At 71.5% G+C, this 17,850-nt stretch carries 16 protein-coding genes and 3 tRNA genes; 3 read left to right on the top strand and 16 right to left on the bottom strand.

Going from position 1 to position 17,850, the window contains the following annotated elements; all coding sequences use genetic code 11:
- Positions 1-7: 7 nt before the first annotated feature.
- From AB0M47_RS01505 to AB0M47_RS01445, 13 genes are all read right to left on the bottom strand, one after another.
- On the bottom strand, positions 8-1,531 hold the full coding sequence (locus tag AB0M47_RS01505; protein ID WP_363406538.1) for an FAD-dependent monooxygenase: 1,524 nt from the start codon (positions 1,529-1,531) through the stop codon (positions 8-10).
- Between the two features lie 126 nt (positions 1,532-1,657).
- On the bottom strand, positions 1,658-1,987 hold the full coding sequence (locus AB0M47_RS01500) for a hypothetical protein (RefSeq protein ID WP_363406535.1): 330 nt from the start codon (positions 1,985-1,987) through the stop codon (positions 1,658-1,660).
- Between the two features lie 3 nt (positions 1,988-1,990).
- On the bottom strand, positions 1,991-3,640 hold the full coding sequence (locus AB0M47_RS01495; protein WP_363406532.1) for a hypothetical protein: 1,650 nt from the start codon (positions 3,638-3,640) through the stop codon (positions 1,991-1,993).
- A gap of 102 nt (positions 3,641-3,742) precedes the next feature.
- Positions 3,743-6,526, bottom strand: a complete 2,784-nt coding sequence (locus AB0M47_RS01490) for a BTAD domain-containing putative transcriptional regulator (RefSeq protein WP_363406529.1) — start codon at positions 6,524-6,526, stop codon at positions 3,743-3,745.
- A 49-nt stretch (positions 6,527-6,575) separates the two neighbouring features.
- On the bottom strand, positions 6,576-7,763 hold the full coding sequence (locus tag AB0M47_RS01485; protein ID WP_363406526.1) for a VWA-like domain-containing protein: 1,188 nt from the start codon (positions 7,761-7,763) through the stop codon (positions 6,576-6,578).
- Positions 7,763-8,920, bottom strand: coding sequence for an AAA family ATPase (locus AB0M47_RS01480; RefSeq protein WP_363406928.1), 1,158 nt, complete (start codon positions 8,918-8,920; stop codon positions 7,763-7,765). The genes AB0M47_RS01485 and AB0M47_RS01480 overlap by 1 nt, the downstream gene beginning before the upstream one ends.
- An 8-nt stretch (positions 8,921-8,928) precedes the next feature.
- Entirely contained in the window at positions 8,929-10,074 is a 1,146-nt protein-coding gene (locus tag AB0M47_RS01475) for a gala protein (RefSeq protein ID WP_363406523.1), read from the bottom strand.
- A 58-nt stretch (positions 10,075-10,132) separates the two neighbouring features.
- Positions 10,133-10,205: transfer RNA gene (locus tag AB0M47_RS01470), tRNA-Ser, on the bottom strand.
- A gap of 34 nt (positions 10,206-10,239) precedes the next feature.
- Positions 10,240-11,484: an ankyrin repeat domain-containing protein gene (locus AB0M47_RS01465; RefSeq protein WP_363406520.1), complete on the bottom strand. Its 1,245-nt coding sequence runs from the start codon at positions 11,482-11,484 to the stop codon at positions 10,240-10,242.
- A 34-nt stretch (positions 11,485-11,518) separates the two neighbouring features.
- Positions 11,519-11,593: transfer RNA gene (locus tag AB0M47_RS01460), tRNA-Asp, on the bottom strand.
- Between the two features lie 19 nt (positions 11,594-11,612).
- A complete protein-coding gene (locus AB0M47_RS01455; RefSeq protein ID WP_363406517.1) occupies positions 11,613-13,115 on the bottom strand; it encodes an ankyrin repeat domain-containing protein in 1,503 nt (500 codons plus the stop codon).
- A 27-nt stretch (positions 13,116-13,142) separates the two neighbouring features.
- Positions 13,143-13,217, bottom strand: a tRNA-Arg gene (locus AB0M47_RS01450).
- A gap of 49 nt (positions 13,218-13,266) precedes the next feature.
- Positions 13,267-14,106, bottom strand: coding sequence for a hypothetical protein (locus tag AB0M47_RS01445; RefSeq protein WP_363406514.1), 840 nt, complete (start codon positions 14,104-14,106; stop codon positions 13,267-13,269).
- A gap of 223 nt (positions 14,107-14,329) precedes the next feature.
- Between AB0M47_RS01445 and AB0M47_RS01440 the strand changes: the two genes are divergently transcribed.
- Complete coding sequence (locus AB0M47_RS01440) at positions 14,330-15,508, top strand: alpha/beta hydrolase (protein ID WP_363406511.1); 1,179 nt, start codon at positions 14,330-14,332, stop codon at positions 15,506-15,508.
- 34 nt (positions 15,509-15,542) lie between these two features.
- On the opposite strand, the gene AB0M47_RS01435 is transcribed toward AB0M47_RS01440, so the two are convergent.
- From AB0M47_RS01435 to AB0M47_RS01425, 3 genes are read right to left on the bottom strand one after another with little or no spacing between them, the layout of a single operon-like run.
- On the bottom strand, positions 15,543-15,962 hold the full coding sequence (locus tag AB0M47_RS01435; protein WP_363406925.1) for a GNAT family N-acetyltransferase: 420 nt from the start codon (positions 15,960-15,962) through the stop codon (positions 15,543-15,545).
- Positions 15,963-15,996: 34 nt separating this feature from the next.
- On the bottom strand, positions 15,997-16,338 hold the full coding sequence (locus tag AB0M47_RS01430; protein ID WP_363406508.1) for a hypothetical protein: 342 nt from the start codon (positions 16,336-16,338) through the stop codon (positions 15,997-15,999).
- Between the two features lie 32 nt (positions 16,339-16,370).
- Positions 16,371-17,207 (bottom strand): alpha/beta fold hydrolase, encoded by an 837-nt coding sequence (locus tag AB0M47_RS01425; RefSeq protein ID WP_363406505.1) that lies wholly within the window; start codon positions 17,205-17,207, stop codon positions 16,371-16,373.
- A 72-nt stretch (positions 17,208-17,279) separates the two neighbouring features.
- Here AB0M47_RS01425 and AB0M47_RS01420 point away from each other — a divergent pair, with 72 nt between their 5' ends.
- Together AB0M47_RS01420 and AB0M47_RS01415 are read left to right on the top strand one after the other, a co-directional pair.
- The gene (locus AB0M47_RS01420; protein ID WP_363406502.1) at positions 17,280-17,435 is read left to right on the top strand and encodes a hypothetical protein; all 156 of its coding nucleotides are present in this window, start codon (positions 17,280-17,282) and stop codon (positions 17,433-17,435) included.
- 125 nt (positions 17,436-17,560) lie between these two features.
- A complete protein-coding gene (locus tag AB0M47_RS01415) occupies positions 17,561-17,842 on the top strand; it encodes a hypothetical protein (protein WP_363406499.1) in 282 nt (93 codons plus the stop codon).
- The last annotated feature ends 8 nt before the right edge of the window (positions 17,843-17,850 follow it).

The following is a 17,850-nucleotide window of genomic DNA, read 5'->3' as shown; positions in this document are numbered from 1 at the left end:
GATGCCTTCATCGCGGTTCGCCGAACCACACGGTGAGCGCCGCACGCAACGCGAGGGCGGCCGTGTCGGCGGGTTCGTCGATGGTCGCGGCCCAGGCGATCTGAGCATCCGGGCGGATCAGGAGTGCGTCGGCGGGCCGGTTGCCGGCGTCGGCGGTACGCAGGTCGATCCGATGCCGCCAATCGTGAGCGATCTCGCGCAGTTCTGGCCGGCCGGCCAGATCGAGCAGGACCGGGCGGGCGGTGTGCATGAGTTCCGCCACGCTCGTCGTGCCGTCGCCTGTCTGCAGGGTGAGGTCGGGCGCGAATGTGCCGGTCAAGGGATCCTGGTCGCTGCCGGGCATCGGGTAGCGGATGTCGGTGCCGGCGATCATGGCCGCCACGCGGCGCCGGGCCGGCTCGTCGGCGAGCAGATCCTGGATGACCTCCCGGAGCGCTTCCGCGGCCGGGTCGTATCCGCGGCGGAGTGCCACCTGGGCGCGGGTGTGCCGCAGCGTACGCACACCGGCGAGATGCCGTTCGCGGTGATATGTGTCCAGCAGACCGGCCGGTGCCCAGCCCTGGATGTCGGCAGCCAGTTTCCAGGCGAGGTTGACGGTGTCGAGCAGGCCGGCGTTGAGCGCCACGCCGGTGGCCGGGAAGACGTGGGCGGCGTCGCCGGCCAGCAGGATCCGCCCGGCGCGATACGTCTCGGCCTGCCGGGCCTGGAACACGAAGCGTGACAACCGGCGCGGCTCGGTCAGCGGCAGCTCCCCACCGAGTATTCGGCCGACACTCTCCCTCAGCTCGCCGAGCGTCATAGGTGTGTCGTCGGTCGGGTCGAGTTCGTCTTCGACGGTCGACAGGATCATGATCTCCGGGGTGAGCCAGCCGAACGCGACCACACCACGGTCCGTACGCGTGTAGCCCGCGCTGATCCGGCCCAACTCGGCAGTCTCGATGTCACCGTTGTCGTGCCGGGTCACCGAGGCGGGGATGGCGACTTGGCCGAGCCGATTCACGTCAGGGTAGGTGATCCCGGGGAACGCGATGCCAGCCAGGTCGCGGACGCTGCTGTAGGCGCCGTCGCAGCCGACGAGATACGACGCCCGCAGCTGGGACTGCCCGTCCGGACCGCGTACGTCGACGACGACCCCGCTGTCGTCCTGGCCGACCCCGACGACTTCACAGCCCCGGCGGATGTCGGCTCCGAGTTCGCGGGCGCGGTCGTAGAGCAGACGCTCCAGTCGCGGCTGGGGCACCTGCAGGGCCTGCAACGGCGGATCGTCCAGTCCGGTGAGGTCGAGATGGACGCCGCCGAACGGGTAGCGGGGAGCCGGATGCGGATCGGTGCTGGCCGCCTCGAAGCGCTCCAGCAGACCCCGATAGCGCAGCAGCTGGAGGATCTGGCCGCTCAGCCCGTTGGCCTTCGGGACATCCCGGGGGTGTCGATGCCGTTCCAGGACCAGCGGCCGTACGCCCGCCAGGCGCAGTTCGGCCGCCAGCATCAGGCCGGTCGGGCCGGCGCCCACGACGATGACATCGGCATCCACTTCGTTGCTCCGTTCACGCGGGGTGGCTTGTCGCAGGCCAGCCTGCCGTGCGGAGCAACGGAAGATCAACAGCTGTCTTCGCACCGCCGCATAACACCGCGCTTATGGATCGGCGGCCGGATCACGTCAGGCGGCCAGGCCGCCGTCGATCATTCCGGCGGTGTTCCGGTCCAGGTCGGCGTACGCCCTGGAGCCTGCCGCGAGCAGCCCGCCGATGTGCTCCGTGCGGCCGGCGGAGGTGCCGAGATCGGTCGATGCGATCGTGACGCTGTCGGCGAGCGCCTGGGCCAGCTCGGCGGCTTCCACCAGGGCGCCGAAGATCGCCGATGGCGGCGCGGACTCGGTGTCGGTGTGGACCTGGCGGATGTCAGCCGAAGACAGGCCGAGTTCCTGGGCCGCGCCCAAGAGCAGGTCCGGCTGGACCGACACCGCGTTCGGGCGGCTGTCTGCCGTCATGGGTCACCTCGGTTTCACGGGTTTGGGTGCGGCCGGAGGGGGATTCTTCTTGCCCAGATAGCACTTGCGGACCTCTTCGGCGTACGCGATCGCGCGCTTGCTCTGGGAGAACGGGTTGCCGGCGTTGTTGGCCTTCGCGACTTGGACGACGACCTTCTCCTCGTCGGCCGGGTTGCGAGTGCGGGCCGCCGCGACGATCGGCCGGAGATAGGCGTCCGCCAGCAGCCGATGGTCGCCGTAGACCGCGACCTTGTTGATCCGTTCACCGATCGATCCGTTCCCCAGATCCAGGGCGTTGACGCCCTTGCGCTGCCACGCGGCCTTGTCCTCACCGCCGAGTACGCCGAGCGTCTTGACCGAGTCGGCGTTGACGGTGATGGGCCGTCCCGCGTCGCGGAGCTGCTTTTCGAGCGCTGCCGCCGGCTGGTCCAGCGGCAGCGCCTGCCGTTCCAGCGCTGCGGCCTGTACCTCGAGGTCCGGGTTACCGGTCTTCTTCATCTGCTGCCGTAGCCGCAAAGCCTCGGCTCGCAGGTTGTACTGCCGCACGCGTACCCCGCCGAGCAGCATGTTCTTCAGGTCGGCGTCGTCGAGACCGGTGGTGGCCTGCGGGTATTCCTTCACCAGTTTCGCGGGGTTGGCCTGCAGGTCATTGGCACGGGCGATCGCGCTGTCGAGCTTCTGGAGGTCGGCCTGCTGACGGTCGATGGACTTCTGAGTCCCGGCCGTGGGCTTGTTGTCCCGCTCGGCGATCTTCAGCTGTTCGCGCAGCGCGTCCAGCTGCCGGCTCACTTTGGTCCGCTGGGCGTCGGCTGTCCTCGCGGCGTGGGCCGCCGCGTGCGCCTTGGCGATCACGGCCATCCGTGCCTTGGCTTTGAGTAGTTCATCCCTGGTCAGGTTCGACTGCGCCGTCGCCAGCACGCCGGTCTTGTCGCTGAGCAGCGTGTCGACGGCGTTGATCATGATGGTCTGGTTGGTCGATGCCATGCTCGCCGAGATGCCGGCGGTGGTCTTCGCCGCCGATTCCCGCGGGCCGCCCTTGCCCAGTTCCCGCTCCACGATGCAGCCGTACAGCCACTTGTACATCGTTTCGTAGTCCGTCATCGCCGGGACGGGCTGAGCCGTGGTGCTCTGCCGCAACATGGCCGCCACCGCTGACAGCTCCTTCGCATACCCGTCCCGGTCGCGCAGCGCAGTGTTGTAGCAGGCGGCTCCGAGGTCATGAGCCTCTGCCACCAGCGCGTTCGCAGCGGCCGGCGCGGCAGCCCGGCTCGCTGCCAGTAATTGGTCAGCGGCCGCGGCGAACTGTTGCGCGGTCTGGGCCACCCCGGACTGAGCACGCGCCTGGGCCTGCGCGACCTGGGCGAGGCCGTCGGCCTGCCGGATCAGCGTCTGCCGCGAGTGGTCCAGCCGGCCGGCCAGGCTCCGGCTCGATCCCTGGTACGCGTCGCTCGCCGGGCCGGACCAGGTGGTCGACAGCCGTGCGGATACGACGGAGACGTCCGACGAGACCTGGTTCAGCCGGGCGGCGCCACCGCGATACCTCGCCTCGGCCTGCCAGATCGCGGCGGGCTCGCCGGCGACCTCGTCGGCCACGTGACTGATCGCCTGCGCGTACGTGCGCAGAACCTGATAGACCTGGCTGCTCGCGTCCACCGCCGGCACCTCGCTCTCGCCTCTCCTTGCCTGGACGGTAGGCGGGATCCGGCGGCCCGGAATCGGCACAAGTACCCATGCGTACCGGCTCAGACCGCAGAGTCACCGAGGCAGTCGGCCCACACGCTGTGCAGGGAGGTCGCGCAACGCTCTGCGGGCGTCGTCGGCTTCGGGCCGGTCGAGGTCGTCGAGGATCAGGACGGCCTCCGCGAACGACCCGGCCGCGCCGTCGACATCGCCGAGCGTCCGCTGGTTGTCCCCGAGGCGGATGAGCGCCTGCCCTTCGAGGTACCGGTCGCCGCTCTCCCGGTGCATCGCCAGCGCCCGACGGCAGCAGTCGATGGCCTGCTCGGTGTCGCCTGTCAGGTCGTGGATCACGCTGAGACTGTCCCAGGTCCCCGATTCGCCGTACCGGTCGCCGGTCTTCTGTTGCAGCGTCAGCGCCTCCTCGCAGCTCGCGAGGCCGGCCTGCGGGTCGCCGAGGTGGGCTTGGCACCAGCCGAGCGCGTTCAACGCCAACGCCTCACCGTTGGTGTCGCCGACCTCGCGGAACACCGGCAGCGAGCGGGTTGCCTGGACGCGCGCGGCTTCGAAGTCGCCGCGCATCTCGTAGATCTGGCCCAGCGAGAGCTGCGTGTGCGCTTCGCCGGCTCGGTCGCCCAGCTCGATGAACAGGGCCAGCGCCTGACACAGGTGCTCGAAGGCGTCGTCCAGGCGGTCCAGCTCGCGGTGAGCCCGCGCGAGGCCGCGATGCGCCCAGGCCAGTTCCCGCCGGTCACCGAGCCGTTCCACCGCGCGCAACGCGACCAGCCGGGTCTCGGCCTGCTCGCCGCGTCGGCCGCTGCGGGGCAGGAAACCGCCCAGTGCCCACGCCAACAGCACCGCGTGCCGGTCCAGCCCCGCCGCCACGGCTGCGGTCAGGGTCGCCTTCAGCACCTGGCGCTCGGTCGCCAGCCAGGCCAGCGCGGCTTCGCCCGGACTCTCCGGTGTCACTCCCGCCGCCAGGTCTGCTTCCATCATCGGCGGGTGGGCCCGATGTGGATTCAACTGGTACGCCGCTGTCAGCGCACTGTGCAGGTAATGGTCGAACATCCGCCGCGTCGCCGACTCCCGCTCGGTCGCCGCTTCCGCCTCGACCAGTTCCATCGCGTACGCCCGGAGCAGGTCGTGGAAGGCGTACCGGCCGGGGGTGTGCTCGGTGAGCAGGTGCAGCCGGGCGACCTCGGCCAGCGAAGCCCGCGCCTGCGCCACCGGGACCGCGGTGATGCTCGCGGCCGCCGCGATCGACACGTCTGGACCGGGATGCAGGCCCAGCAGCCGGAACATGCGGGCCGCCGCACTGGACAGCGTCCGGTAGGAGCAGGCGAACACCGCCCGTAGGTCGGTCACCAGGTCGCCGCCGGCCAACGCGTCCAGCCGGCGCGGTGACTGCGCCAGTTCGGCGGCGAGCGCGGCCACCGGGAAGCTCGGGCGAGCCGCCGCCCGAGCCGCGACGATGCCGAGCGCGAGGGGTAGCCGCCCGCACCGGTCGATGATCTCCGTGACGGCTTCCGGCTCGGCCTCCGCCCGAGCCCGGCCGAGCCGCCGGGCCAGCAGCCGGTACGCCTCGTCCGGCGCGAGCACGTCCAACGTGAGCAGCTGCGCGCCGTCGTACGCGATCAGCCCGGTCAGCTCGTTGCGGCTGGTGACCACGACGGCGCAGCCGGGCGTACCGGGCAGCAGGGGGCGGACCTGGTCGGCGTCGCGGGCGTTGTCCAGCACCACCAGCATCCGGCGACCGGCCAACCGGCTGCGGTACAACGCCGCCTGCGCCTGGGGATCGGCCGGAATCCGGGCCGCCGACACTCCCAACGCCGACAGGAAACCGCTCAGCACGTCGCCGGGGGTGATCGGCGGGTTCGCCGGATCGAAGCCACGCAGGTCCGCGTACAACTGCCCGTCGCCGAAGCGATCGGCGGCCTGATGCGCCCAGTGCAACGCCAGCGCGGTCTTGCCGACCCCGGCCGGACCCGCGATGGCCAGCACGATCGGGTCTGGTCCCGGGTCGGTGGCGAGGTCGGTCATGCGGGCGAGCGCGTCGGCGCGGCCGGTGAACGATCCCGCCCCGGCGGGCAGTTGCCGGGGTGTGGGCGCGGCCGGGCGGACCGGCTCGTCGGGCGGCAGCTCACCGGCGAGGATCCGGCGATGCACCGCCTGAACCTCCGGACCGGGTTGTACGCCCAGCTCGTCGGTCAGTGCCCGATACAGCCGCTGGTACGCCGCCAGCGCGTCGGCCTGCCGCCCGCTGCGGTACAGGGCGGTCATCAGATGCGCCCAGAGCCCTTCGCGGACCGGATGCCGGGTGGTCAGCTCGGTCAGTTCGGCGATCAACTCGGCGGCCGGCCGGGTGGCCAGGTCCAGTTCGAGCCGCCGTTCGACGGCCGTCCAGCGGCGCTCGGCCAGTCGCGTCGCCTCGACCTGGAGCTGCCAGGTCGACGGCAGATCCTGGAAGGGCTCGCCCCGCCACAGCGCCAGCGCTCGGCGCAGCCGGTCCTGCTCGGCGTCGGCGTCCGCCGCCACCTCGTCCAGCAGGCCCGTGAACTCCAGAGCGTCGACGTCGCCCGGCGCGATCGCCAGGACGTACCCCCACGGCTCGGTCCGGATCGCGTCCGGTCCCAGCAGCTTACGCAGCCGCGTGAGGTAGACCGTGAGCGCCCGGCGCGGATGGCTGGGCAGCTGCTCACCCCAGACCGCGTCGGCCAGCTGATCCGGTGGCACCGGTCGGCCGGCCGACAGGGCCAGCACCGCCAGCGTGGTCCGCAGCCGGCCTGCCGACACGACGATCGGCTGCCCCTCCGCCGAGACGGTCAGCGGCCCCAGCACCCCGATCCGCAACCCGCCCGTCACATGTCCACTTTGCCGTATCAGCGCAACCGCGTTTACGGCACGGTCCGGCTCAGGACGGAATGTGGATCGTGGTGATCCACGCCGGTGGCTCGCCGGTCCCGCCGCCGATGATCCCGGCGATCACCCGGGTGCGTACCAGCTGCTCCTGCGGCCACGGCGTGAAGCCGTCGGTGAGCACGATGACGAACGCGGGCGGATCAGGCACCGCCACCGCGGCGTCGATGCCGATGCGCATGTCGGTGCCGCCGCCACCGGCGAGCACCACCTCGCCGACGGTGCTGACCCGGCGGGCGACGTGCACCGCGGCGTCGCACGACAGCACCGTGACCCGGTTGCCGCCGATCCCGACCGCCCGCAGTACGCCGCCGACCTCGGCCAGCGCCGTCGCGAGCGCGTCCTCGTCCATGGAGCCGGAGGTGTCGACGACCACGGCGACGCGGGGGACCGGCTGCCGCAGCCGGGGCAGCACCACCCCGCGCAGCGCCGCCGATCGCCGGGACGGCCGCTGATAGGTGTAGTCGACCGCGCCCGCCGCCCACGCCGCCGCTTCCCGGATCGCCCCGGTCAACGCCCGCCGCCAGTCGACCACCGGCTCCAGTACGCCGTCCGCCCAGCGCAGCCAGCCGTCGGGCACCGAGCCACGGCCACGGGCGGCCTGCCGGATCGCGGCGGCCGTCGACCTGCGCAACGCCTGAGACTCGACCTCGCTGACCGATCCGGAGTCGCCGCCGCCGGGCAGATCCCATGGCCGGGCCACCCCGTGTGCGGCCGAACCGCAGTCGTGCGAATGGATGTGGGCGGGCAGCAGGGGCAGGTACTGCTCGAACAGCAGCCCGGTCGGCAAGCCCAGCCCGGCCGGGTCTACCCGGTCCTCCGGCAGCGGCAGCCCGTCCGACAGCAGGTCGTCGTTGATCTCGGCGTCCTGCGCCACGTTGACCCGATGATGATCGCGCCGCTGCCCTGGTGGCAGCAGACTCGCCCGGCCGTGATGGTCGCGCAGCAGGTGCGCCACCTCGTGCAGCCAGACCGCGGCGAGCTGCGCCACCGGCAGCCGGTCGACGAACTCCGCCGACACGTAACACCGCCAGTGCTTGTCGACGGCCATCGTCGGCACCGACGGCGACTCGACCACGGTGAGGCTGTATAGGGCGCTGGCCAGGTACGGCCGGTCGGTGGCCGCCCGGAACCGGGCCGCCAGCAGCTTCGTGCGGTCCAGCTTGCGGTCCGGCTCGGTCATCAGGCCAGGCGGCCCGACAGGCGCAGCACGTCCACGAACGCGTCCACGGTGGCGGGCACCGGCCAGTCGGTGTCTCGGATGGCGGCCAGGTCCATCGCCGCGCGGGCGGCCACGTCGGGCACGCCGGCCTTGACCGCCTGCGCCAGCACCACCCAGGCCGCTTCCCAACGCGTACGCGTGGTGTTGCCCTGCACGGCCGAGACGACGGCGGTCAGGCAGGCCAGTTGCCGGTCGCCGCGATCGGGCAGCACGAAGGCGTCCGGGTTGGCCAGGACACGTTCCGGGTCGGGAAGGTCCAGTTCGGACAGATACGTGGTGAACTCCAGCCCGGGACCGTCGCCGATCGCGCCGCAGATCGCCATCGCCAGCGCGTCGGCCGAGGCGTTCGCGCAGTGGTGCACGGCCAACAGCCGCAGCACCATCTCCCAGGTACGCGGCGACGGCCACGCGCCGCCGCGGCTCTCCGCGTCGGTCGGCAGGTGGTGCGCCAGACCGGGGCGGGCGGTCAGGAAACCGGCGACCGTGCCCCGAGCTTTGGCGATCGCGGTGCTGGAGCGGGCCGTGTCGACCGTCGGAACCTCGACGGCCGGCCAGGTCCCGGCCAGTCCCCGGGCGACGACGGCGGCGTCATGCGTCCACTGGAGATGGACGAACCGGTTGGCCAGCGGCGGGCTCAGATGCCAGCCGTCGGCGGCGCTGGCCGGCGGGTTGGCCGCGGCGACGATGCGTGTCGCGGCCGGCAGTTCCAGGCTGCCCACGTGCCGTTCCAGCACCACCCGCAGCAGCGCGGCCTGCACCGCCGGCGGCGCCGACGACAGCTCGTCGAAGAACACCAGGCCGCCGCCCCGGTGGGCGACGCGTACGGCCCAGTCCGGGGGCGCCATCGGCACACCGGTGGTCGCCGGGTCGTCGCCGACGATCGGCAGCCCGGCGAAGTCGCTCGGCTCGTGGACGCTGGCGATGACGGTTTCCAGCGGCGTACCCAGGCTGTCCGCCAACTGCCGCAGCGTCGCCGACTTGCCGATGCCCGGCTCGCCCCACAGCAGCACGGGCAGATTCGCCGTCACCGCCAGGGCGAGCGCCTCCACCTTCGGGTCGCGCACCGGCTCGGTACGCCACGCGCGGACCGCGTCGAGCAGCGCGTCGGCCGCGTCCAGCACCCCGCTCACCGGTACACGCTCGCGATCGCGCGTACATCCTCGGGAATCTCGATCGTGTCGCGACCTGGCAGCTCCGCGGCGACCTTGCGCCGCATGCGGCGGGGGACACCACCGCGCAGGCCGAGGTACGCGAGAGTCGGATGGTTCTCCGCCGCCGCGACCAGCAGGCGGGCCCCGCGCCCGCCGACCCCGGTACGCCGCAGGTCGAGCCGCCGCAGCTGCGCAGTGGGCAGCGCGTCCGCCAGCGCCGCCGCACCCGGGTCGCCGACCTCGTTCGGCACCGCCAGCAAGGCGCGTTCCGACGGTGGACGGCCCAGATCGAGCACCCGCCAGGCAGTCAGATGCTCGGCGAGCGCGGTCGTGCCGGCCGGGGTGAGCCCGTTGGCGCCCAGCCCGATCGTCATCGGCCGGCCGTCGGCCGCTTCCGCCAGCGTCTGTGCCCCGGCGTCGCCGAGGTGGTTGCAGGCCAGGTACAGCTCGTGAATCCGGGCGTCGCGGACGAGTGTGGCCAGCAGCGGTGCGGCGTCGGCCGTCAGCCCGTTGCCGCCCAGGAACAGCCGATCGAGCTTGACCGGCCGCTGCACGAGCGTCGCCGTCAGATGCCGGAGCCCGTCGACGCTCAGCCCCACGTTGACCAGGTCCAGCGTACGCAGCGTCGTGTTGACCGCCAGCGCCGAGCAGATCCGGGCCACGCCCTCGTCACCGATCGGATTGCGCTTGAGCCACAGCGCCCGCACGGTGTCGTCGGTGGCCAGCCGGTCGGCCAGCGGCGCGACCGCGTCGGCGTCGATCCGGTTGCAGCCCAGGTACAACGTGCGCAGATGATGGCCGGGCCGCAGGGCGTCGGCGACCGCCTGAGCGCCCTGCGCACCGAGATTGTTGGTCCCCAGCAGCAGATGGCGCACCGCCCCCGACTCTGCGGCGGCCTTGGCCAGCGGGGCGGTCAGGACCGGGCCGACACCCTGCTTGCACAGGTCGAGGCGGCCGTCGGGCTGAATCGTGCCGCGCGGGAACACCTCGGCCTCGGTCGCGCCCGCCGCCTGGCCGAGCCGGTCGAGCAGCGCGACGAAGTCGTCCGGATCGGCCAGCTGCCGAGTCGGGTCGGTGATGACCGGGCAGCGCACCGGTGTCGGTGTGCCATCGGCTTGCATGCACGAACCCCTTCGCTGCCGGGAGGCTCCGATTCGGCGCGAGCCCTGGTCGGGGAGGCGGAGCCGGCCGGATTTGCACCGGCGTCTTCACCCTGAGCAAGGGCGCGCGACGACTTCTGCGCTACAGCCCCGCCTCGCGCGAGAGTGTAGATCACCGGTCCGACGCTATGGATGCGAGCGCCGCAAAAGCCGATGGACCATGGATTGCTTCGGCGGCTCAGCGTCTTGGCGCAGCAGCTTGGCGTACCGGTCGTGGAGTTTGGGCGTCCGAGCCTTCGGGAGCAAGCCCTCGTCGTCGGCGATCGACGGGTTCGCCCCCGCGCCTAGCAACGCCTCGACCACGTCCGGACGGGCTGCGGCGTACGCCCAATGCAGTGGCGTCCGGCCGCGCTTGTCCCGCCGATCCGGCGACAACCCGGCGCTGAGCAGCTCCGGCAGCAGGTCCCCGCCGAGCCAGGCCGCGTAGTGCAGGAACCCGGCGCCCTCGCCGTCGACTGCGGTCCGATCGAAGCCCGCCGCCAGGGCCGCGGCGACCTCGTCTCCGTGCCCCCGGGCAGCGACCTCGAAGAGGTCCGCCCGTTGCCACCGCAACCGTTTCGGCAGCCCCCCCGTCCCGGTACGCCACGCGTGGACGACGCTCGCGCAGCGCACCATCGGCCCCGAGAGCCCGCCGAGAGCCAGCTCCCGATCGATCTCGGCGGACGAATGTCCACTAGAGACGAGCCGGCCGTCCGTCAGCCGCAGCTCGTGCCAGGCCGATCCACACCGGACCGGCGTCGGCTCCCACGACCACGCGTACGCCGAACGCCGCTGAACACGGTCCGGATAGAGCGCGTCGTGGAGCAGCGGATGCAGGTCGTCGGGGGACAGCGCACCCTCGGCGAGTCCGTCGGACTCCAGCTGCGCCTCGCTGTACCGGCTGACGTGCGCGGCACGTCGTTGCTCGACCGCATCGGCTCGCCAGCACCACACCGGCAGTTCGCGATACCACCGCAGCCAGCTCGGCCGGATGACCGCCAGACGCAGCGCCGGTCCTGGCGGCTCGGGGAACAACACCAGTGCCGGCAGGTCCGACGTGCCGGCCCGGTCCGCCTGCGTCCAGGAGAGGGTCGTCAGCTGATCCGACAGCACGACGGGGCCGTTTCCCGGCGTCCAGGCCCGGTACGGCGAAAGGTACTGCCGCAGCAAGTCGGGAGCCGCTGCGTGAAGCTGGTCGGCGATCGCCGCCGCCTCAGCCGGCGGGTAGGTGCGCATGACGTCGTCGAGGTCGACGTCCACCGTCACGCCGGCGGCCGCGTACGCCGCCCGCCAGCCACCGGACCGGCGATGCGCCGCGCATTCGTCGCTCATCGACCACGGCACCCGGCGTACGCGCGCCAGCGGCGACGGCGGCCGATCCCGATGTGCCATGGGTGCATCTCCCGATCGCTGCGCCGACGAGGGGCGGAGCCGGCCGGATTCGCACCGGCGTCCTCTCCTCCTGATAAGAAAAGCGCGACGACTTCTGCGCTACGACTCCGCCCGCGCAGGAGTGTAGATCAACCGCGGTTCTGCTTGGGGAGCATGTCGCGGACCCAGCCGCTGCCCCGCCACGTCGCGGTGTAGGAATCCGCGCCGTGCACGGTCTCGATCGCCGGGTCCGCCCCCCGATCGAGCAGCGCCTGGATCAGCTCCCGGCGCGCGCCGCCCATGATCGCCAGGTAGAGCGGCGTACGCCCGGTCCGGTCCTGCACGTCGACCGGCAGCCCGGCCGCGTCGAGCAGCGGCAGCAGCCGCTCGTGGTCGACCATCATCGCCATGTGCATCAGCGACCAGCCGGCCGGGTCGCGCATCAGCGGATCGATCGCCCCGGTACGCAGCCCGTCGACGAGCCAGTCCGTGTCGCCGACCAGCGCCCGTTCGCGTACCTCGCGAGCCTGCCGGGCCAGCGCCTTCGGCAGCCTGCCCTCGCCGTGCAGCCAGGTTTGGCGTACCGCGAAGCACCCCGCGGACGCCCCGCCGAGTGACCGCAGCACCGACTCGCGCTGCACCTCCTCGTCGGAGTGGTCGTGCAACCGCAGCGCTCCACTCTCGATAGACAACGTGTGCCACACACCTCGGCAGCGCACCCGGACCGGCTCCGGCCCGTCGAGCGTGGCCGTCATGACGTTCGCCGGGGCGGTGAGGCCCGGCAGGGCCTGGCGTACCAGCGGATGCAGTTCGTCCGGCGTCAGCAGGCCCGCTTCCAGCAGCGCCAGGTCGGCCGGAACCGGCTGCACGACGACGCTCGGCACCTCGTAGAGGTCGTAGAACTCGGCCGCCGTGCCCGAGACGCCGTCGCCGGAGACGGTGAACATCAGCGGCGAGGAGTGCAGCGCGCCGACCTTCTCCACGCCGAACGCTCGGGCGACCTCGCGTACCTCGCGGGCCACCCCGACCGGGCAGGTCGGCAGCGCCGTACGCGGCTGCAGGCCTTCGTCGGACTCCAGCTCGATCCCGCATCGCCGCCACGCCTCGACGAAATCGCCGACCGCGAGCAGCCGATAGATCTCGGCGGTGGCCGGGTCGCCGACCCCCCACGCTTCGGCCAGCTCACCGGTGCGCCGCACATCCCAGGTGTGCCGGGGCATCACGACCCAGCGCTCGTACTCCAGATCCTCGAACGACCCGACGGACAACCGCAGCCGCTGCGGGCCGAACGGCGCGAGCGGTGTCTGCAGGCGCAGATGCGGCCCCCGCGCCGCGTTCTGCTCTGGCGGCAGGATCAGCGTCTGCCGCGCCAGCACGGTCGTCATCCCGGCCCGATGCCGGGGCAGGTGCCACCACAGCAGGTCCGGCGCCAGGTGATGCAGATCGGCCTCGAATGCGGCCGCCGCCTCCGCGCCGAACTTCTGGCGTACCGCGTCCACGTCGATGTCGACGTCCACCCGGGCTGCCTCGGCGGCGGCCCGCCAGTCTCCGGCCTCCCGGGCCGCGGTCGCCGCCGCGACGAGGTCCGGCGACACCGTGAGCGACCGGATGCGGCGCCACTGCGGCAGATCGTCACGCAGGGACGCGATCACGGCGAGCCCACCTTTCCGGCTTGAGGCGGCAGACCGGCCGGATTCGAACCGGCGTCCTCCAATTTCGCGAAGTGGCGCGACGACCTCTGCGCTACGGCCTGCCGGGCGGGAGCATACCCGAAGCCTTGTGGGGAAGGAGAATCGAGCCCGCTCAGCCGATGCGCGGAAGGCGCTGGGTGAACAGATTGTCGTAGCCGCCGTCCTCGTCGTCTTCATCGTCCTCATCGGACGGACGCCGGAACACCATCCACAGCAGCACCCCGCCGACCGCCACGAGCAGGCCCGCTCCGCCGAGGATCACCACCGGCAGCAGGTTCGAACCGCCGTCGTCGCTGGTCGAGGCGTCGACTGCGGCGATCGCCGGGTCCGTCACGGTCGGCCCGGGTGAGGGCTCCTCCGTCGCCGGCACCTCATCCGTCGCCTCCGGCTCGGCGCTGGGCGAAGAGCTGCGCTTGACCGGCTTCGGCGAGGAGGTCGGCGACGCCGCCGACGGCGTGGCCGACGGGGATGGCGATGGTGACGAGCCGGCGGTCCGTTTGACCGTGATCGACGCGATGTTGTTGGCCGGCTTCGGATCGACGTACCCGCTCGCGGTAAGCGTCAACCGGAAACTGCCGGTGGCGGACTTCACGTCCGGGACGACGAGGCGGAACGGAAGCTCCTGGGAGCCCGACTGCACCCGGTTGAGGGTGCACCGGATGGTGGTGGTGCCGAAGTGTTTGCACGCCGGCGAGCTGAAGGACCAGCTCAGCTCGACGCCGAGCGGCGGGGTGATGTCCAGGCGGGCGCCCTGGGTCGACGAGATGTCGGCCGACGCCTCGTAGCCGATCGGCAGCAGCACGGACTGCCCAGCCGTTCCGGATGCCGTGGCAGCGATCGCGCGCAGATCCACATCGGCCGCGTACGCCGGTGTCACGCCGGCCCACAAGCCGAGCAGCGCACCCGCGCCCACCGCCGCGACGGCCCGACGAATATTCACCAGAGTATTCACCAGAGCCTCCCGTCCGAGCGACGACGGACGCTACCACGTATCGGCCCCCTTCGCTCCCCGGTGAAGCGGACTTCATGATCAGGGTCAATTCCCTGTTGCCATGGCGACGTGAAAATGACCCTGATCAAGCACACCCCGGCACCAGCAGGCAGAGGTTTCGAGTTGATCAACTAGCGGGTCGCGGGGGAGAGTAGCGGGGTACGCGTAGATCTTGGGAGGTTCCATGCCCGTCGGCTACATGTTCACCGTGTTCTGCGTCGCGGTGGGCACGCTCTTCGCGCTCGCCCCGGTACGCCGCCCGCAGCCGATCTCCACGGTGAGCTACTTCCTCGGCCTCGCCGTGAACGAGCTGCCGTTCTTCGCCGGCATCTACTGGCTGGGCATCTCGACGGCGCTGGCGTTCGCCGAGGGCGACATCGACTCGCCGATCGCCTGGGCGACGGTCGCGTTGGCCGCCACCGCCGCGCTCGGGCTGACCGTCGTCGCGTACCAGGGCTGGCGCGACCGTAGTGCGATCCAGCGCGCGGTGGTCGACGGGCTGGGCGCCGACTGGCGTACGACGATCGACGCCGACCTGGCCGCCGGTCTGCAGCACCGCCTCCCGTGGGCCCGCATCCTGTTCTTGCCCTTCTTCCGCCGCCGGCCGGACGTGCGCCGGGTGGCCAACCTCTCCTACGGCGACGCGGGCCGCCGCAACCTGCTCGACGTCTACCACCACCGCTCGACGCCGGCCGGCGCGCCGATCCTGATCCACATGCACGGCGGCCACTACGACAGCGGTCACAAGAACAGTCAGTCGCTGCCGCTGCTCTACCGGCTCGCCGGCCACGGGTGGGTGTGCATCAGCGCGAACTACCGGCTTCGTCCCCAGTACCAGCACCCGGATCACCTGATCGACGTCAAGAAGGTCATCGCCTGGGCCCGCGAGCACGCCCACGAGTACGGGGCGGATCCGTCGACGGTGTTCGTCGCGGGCAGCTCGGCCGGCGGGCACATGGCGGCGCTGGCCGCGCTCACCCAGAACGATCCCGCCTACCAGCCCGGCTTCGAGGACGCCGACACCTCCGTCAGCGCCGCCGTCGTGCTCAACGGCTGGTACCGCACCTATTTCGACGATTCGCCGGAGTCCGCGCCGGCGTACCACATCACCGCCGACGCGCCGCCGTTCTTCGTGGCGCACGGCGGCAAGGACACCCTGGTGCCGCTGAGCCACGCCCGCGAACTCACCGACCACCTGCGCCGGGTGTCGACCGCACCCGTCGTGTACGCCGAGATGAACGGCGCCCACCACGCGTTCGACCTGTACCACTCGCTGCGGTTCGAAGCCGTCGTCGACGCGATCGAGGCGTTCGCCGCCCGGGTCCGCTCACGGGAGCGGGCCGGCCAGCGCCAAGCCCGCTGAGACGGCGTACCTGGGCGGCGTGCGCTCAGGCCGATCAGGAGTCGGCCGGCTCCCAGAGCAGGAGCTGCCGATGGTGGCTGAAACCGTTACGCAGGTAGAAGTCGACCGCGCGGCGGCCGGAGTGGACGGTCACGTGCAGCAGCCCCCGCGTTCGGGCCTCGGTCAGGATCGCGGACATCAGCGCAGCGCCGATGCCGCGGTTGCGGTGTTCCTCGCGAACCATGACCGACTGGATGTCGCCGTACCACCGCTCCGGCGATCCGTTGCCGGGTATCCGTTCGGCGATGAGCAGCCAGGCGGCGCCGACCACGGTCCCGTCGATCTCGGCGACGAACGGCAGGTGCGTCTCCGCATGGGCGGCCACCCAGTCGGCGAACGTCCCGATTCCATCCCCGTCGATGCTGCGCAGTTCAGCGAGCACCGCTACATCCGCCACGCCGGCTCGCCGCACCATCACCCGGCGGAGTCTAGTTGCATCGGCTCGGTGCTCAGTCGCCGCGCAACTCCAGAACGATCTCGGCCGACCTCGCCAGGTCATGGTCGATCCACGACAGATAGGCGAGCGCCGCCTGGTCCACCCGGGCCTTGTCCGGGCACAGCAGCGTGAACAGCCAGATGTGGGCCGATCGATGCCGCTCCGACAACGCCGCCCAGTCGGTGGCGCACGCGTCCGCCAAGGCGTTCACGCTGTACGCCAAGGCCAGCGCCTCGTCGCCGGCGAAGTCCAGCTGGACCCACCGCTCGAAGTTAGCCTGCACCAGGCTGAGGTCCTCGGCCGTCGCCTGGCCCTTCAAGGCACGATCGACGATGGCGAATTGGGACTCCGGCATCCGGACATTGTCATGGTCGATTGGGCCGCACATCAATGTCGGAGATGCGACTGAAGCTCGCGTTCGTGGTCGCTGAGCTGCGCACCGTCCTCAGTGAGGAATCCGATGAGGAACGGCAGAGTCCGCTCCAGCGGGCCGGGATCATCGGCCGACGCCAGCTCGCCGAGATAGTCGCCGTGATTGCCGGGCACGATGAGTAGCCGCGCGTGGGGGATGAGCGAGGCGAGCAGCGCGGCGTGCGCCGGCCGGACCACGTCCCGATCGGCCGCCACGACCAGCGTCGGCGCGGTGATCGAGGCGACCACGCTGATCGGGACGTCGGTGAACCCGGTCAGCATCAGCTCCCGATCCAGGTGGAACATGCGCTCGGCGTGCCCGGGATCGCCGCTGACGGCGAGATCTGCCGCGCGATAGGGCTCGGGCAGGTCGGCGTAGGTCGCGTTGGCCAGGCCCTCCCAGAAGCCGTCGATCATCCCGTCCCGCCGGAACGGCGCCGACGCCACGACCAGTCGCCGCACCAGTTTCGGATGCCGGGCCGCCAACTGGACGGCGACCTGGCCGCCGTTGCTGAACCCGAGCACGTCGACGGGCCCGGCGGCCAGCTCGGTCAGCAGCTCGGCGAGGCCCTCCGCCGATCCCTCGAACGACGCCGGTCCCACCCCCGACCCGGTACGCCCGTGCCCCTGCAACTCGACGGCCAGCAGACGCCGGGACGGCGCCAGCGCTGGGATGAGGCGGCCCCAGTTGGACTCGATCGTCGACCCGCCGCCGTGGATGAGCAGCAGCGGCGGCTCCGAACCGGAGGACTCCCCGTGCCACTCGTAATAGAGCGGAAGGCTGGACGAGGAATACCCTCGCTCGTCACCCATCTTCGGAGCATAACCGCTCGCCTCGCGGCCGTATGATGACGAAACCCCGACGATGATCATGGAGTGTGCCCGATGAAGCGACTGGCCGTGTTCATCGGCGTCTTCTTCGTGTCGATGTTCGTCATCGTGTTCCTCGGCGGGGAGAACGTCGACAAGTACGAGATCGTCGTGGGCGGCCTGCTCATCGCAGCGCTCGCCTCGACCTTCGTGCGTACCTCGCGGCTGTGAGGCGGGTCCCGCAGCAGCAGAACCGTGGAACTTCCCCGCGGCCGCGGCCGTCCGGAGGAACCCGACCGGCTTGCCCACGCGCGTAATCCTTGCGCCCCGGCACATTCGGCGAAGGATGGGCGTCGATGGTGGACATGGTGAACATGGCAGACGACGCGGGCGACCCGGAGGCGACCGAGGCGTACCACCTGCCTGACGAGCGGTGGGACTGCGCGGCCTGCGGCACGGCCTGGCCGTGCGAGGTCACCCGTACCGACCTCGTCCGCGACCTCGGCGGGACGCCCGCCGCGATCGACAAGGTCATGCGCGGTTACCTGCTGGACGCGCTGACCGTCCGCCCCGACCTGCCCTCCCGCGATCTCGCCGACCGCCACCTGGGCTGGATCGGGGCCGCGGACTCGTCGTAGGCTCTCGC

It is taken from the genome of Hamadaea sp. NPDC051192 (assembly GCF_040682475.1).
Classification (GTDB): domain Bacteria; phylum Actinomycetota; class Actinomycetes; order Mycobacteriales; family Micromonosporaceae; genus Hamadaea; species Hamadaea flava.
Note: the sequence above shows the minus strand (reverse complement) of the source record. Positions and strands in the feature narration are given on the sequence as shown.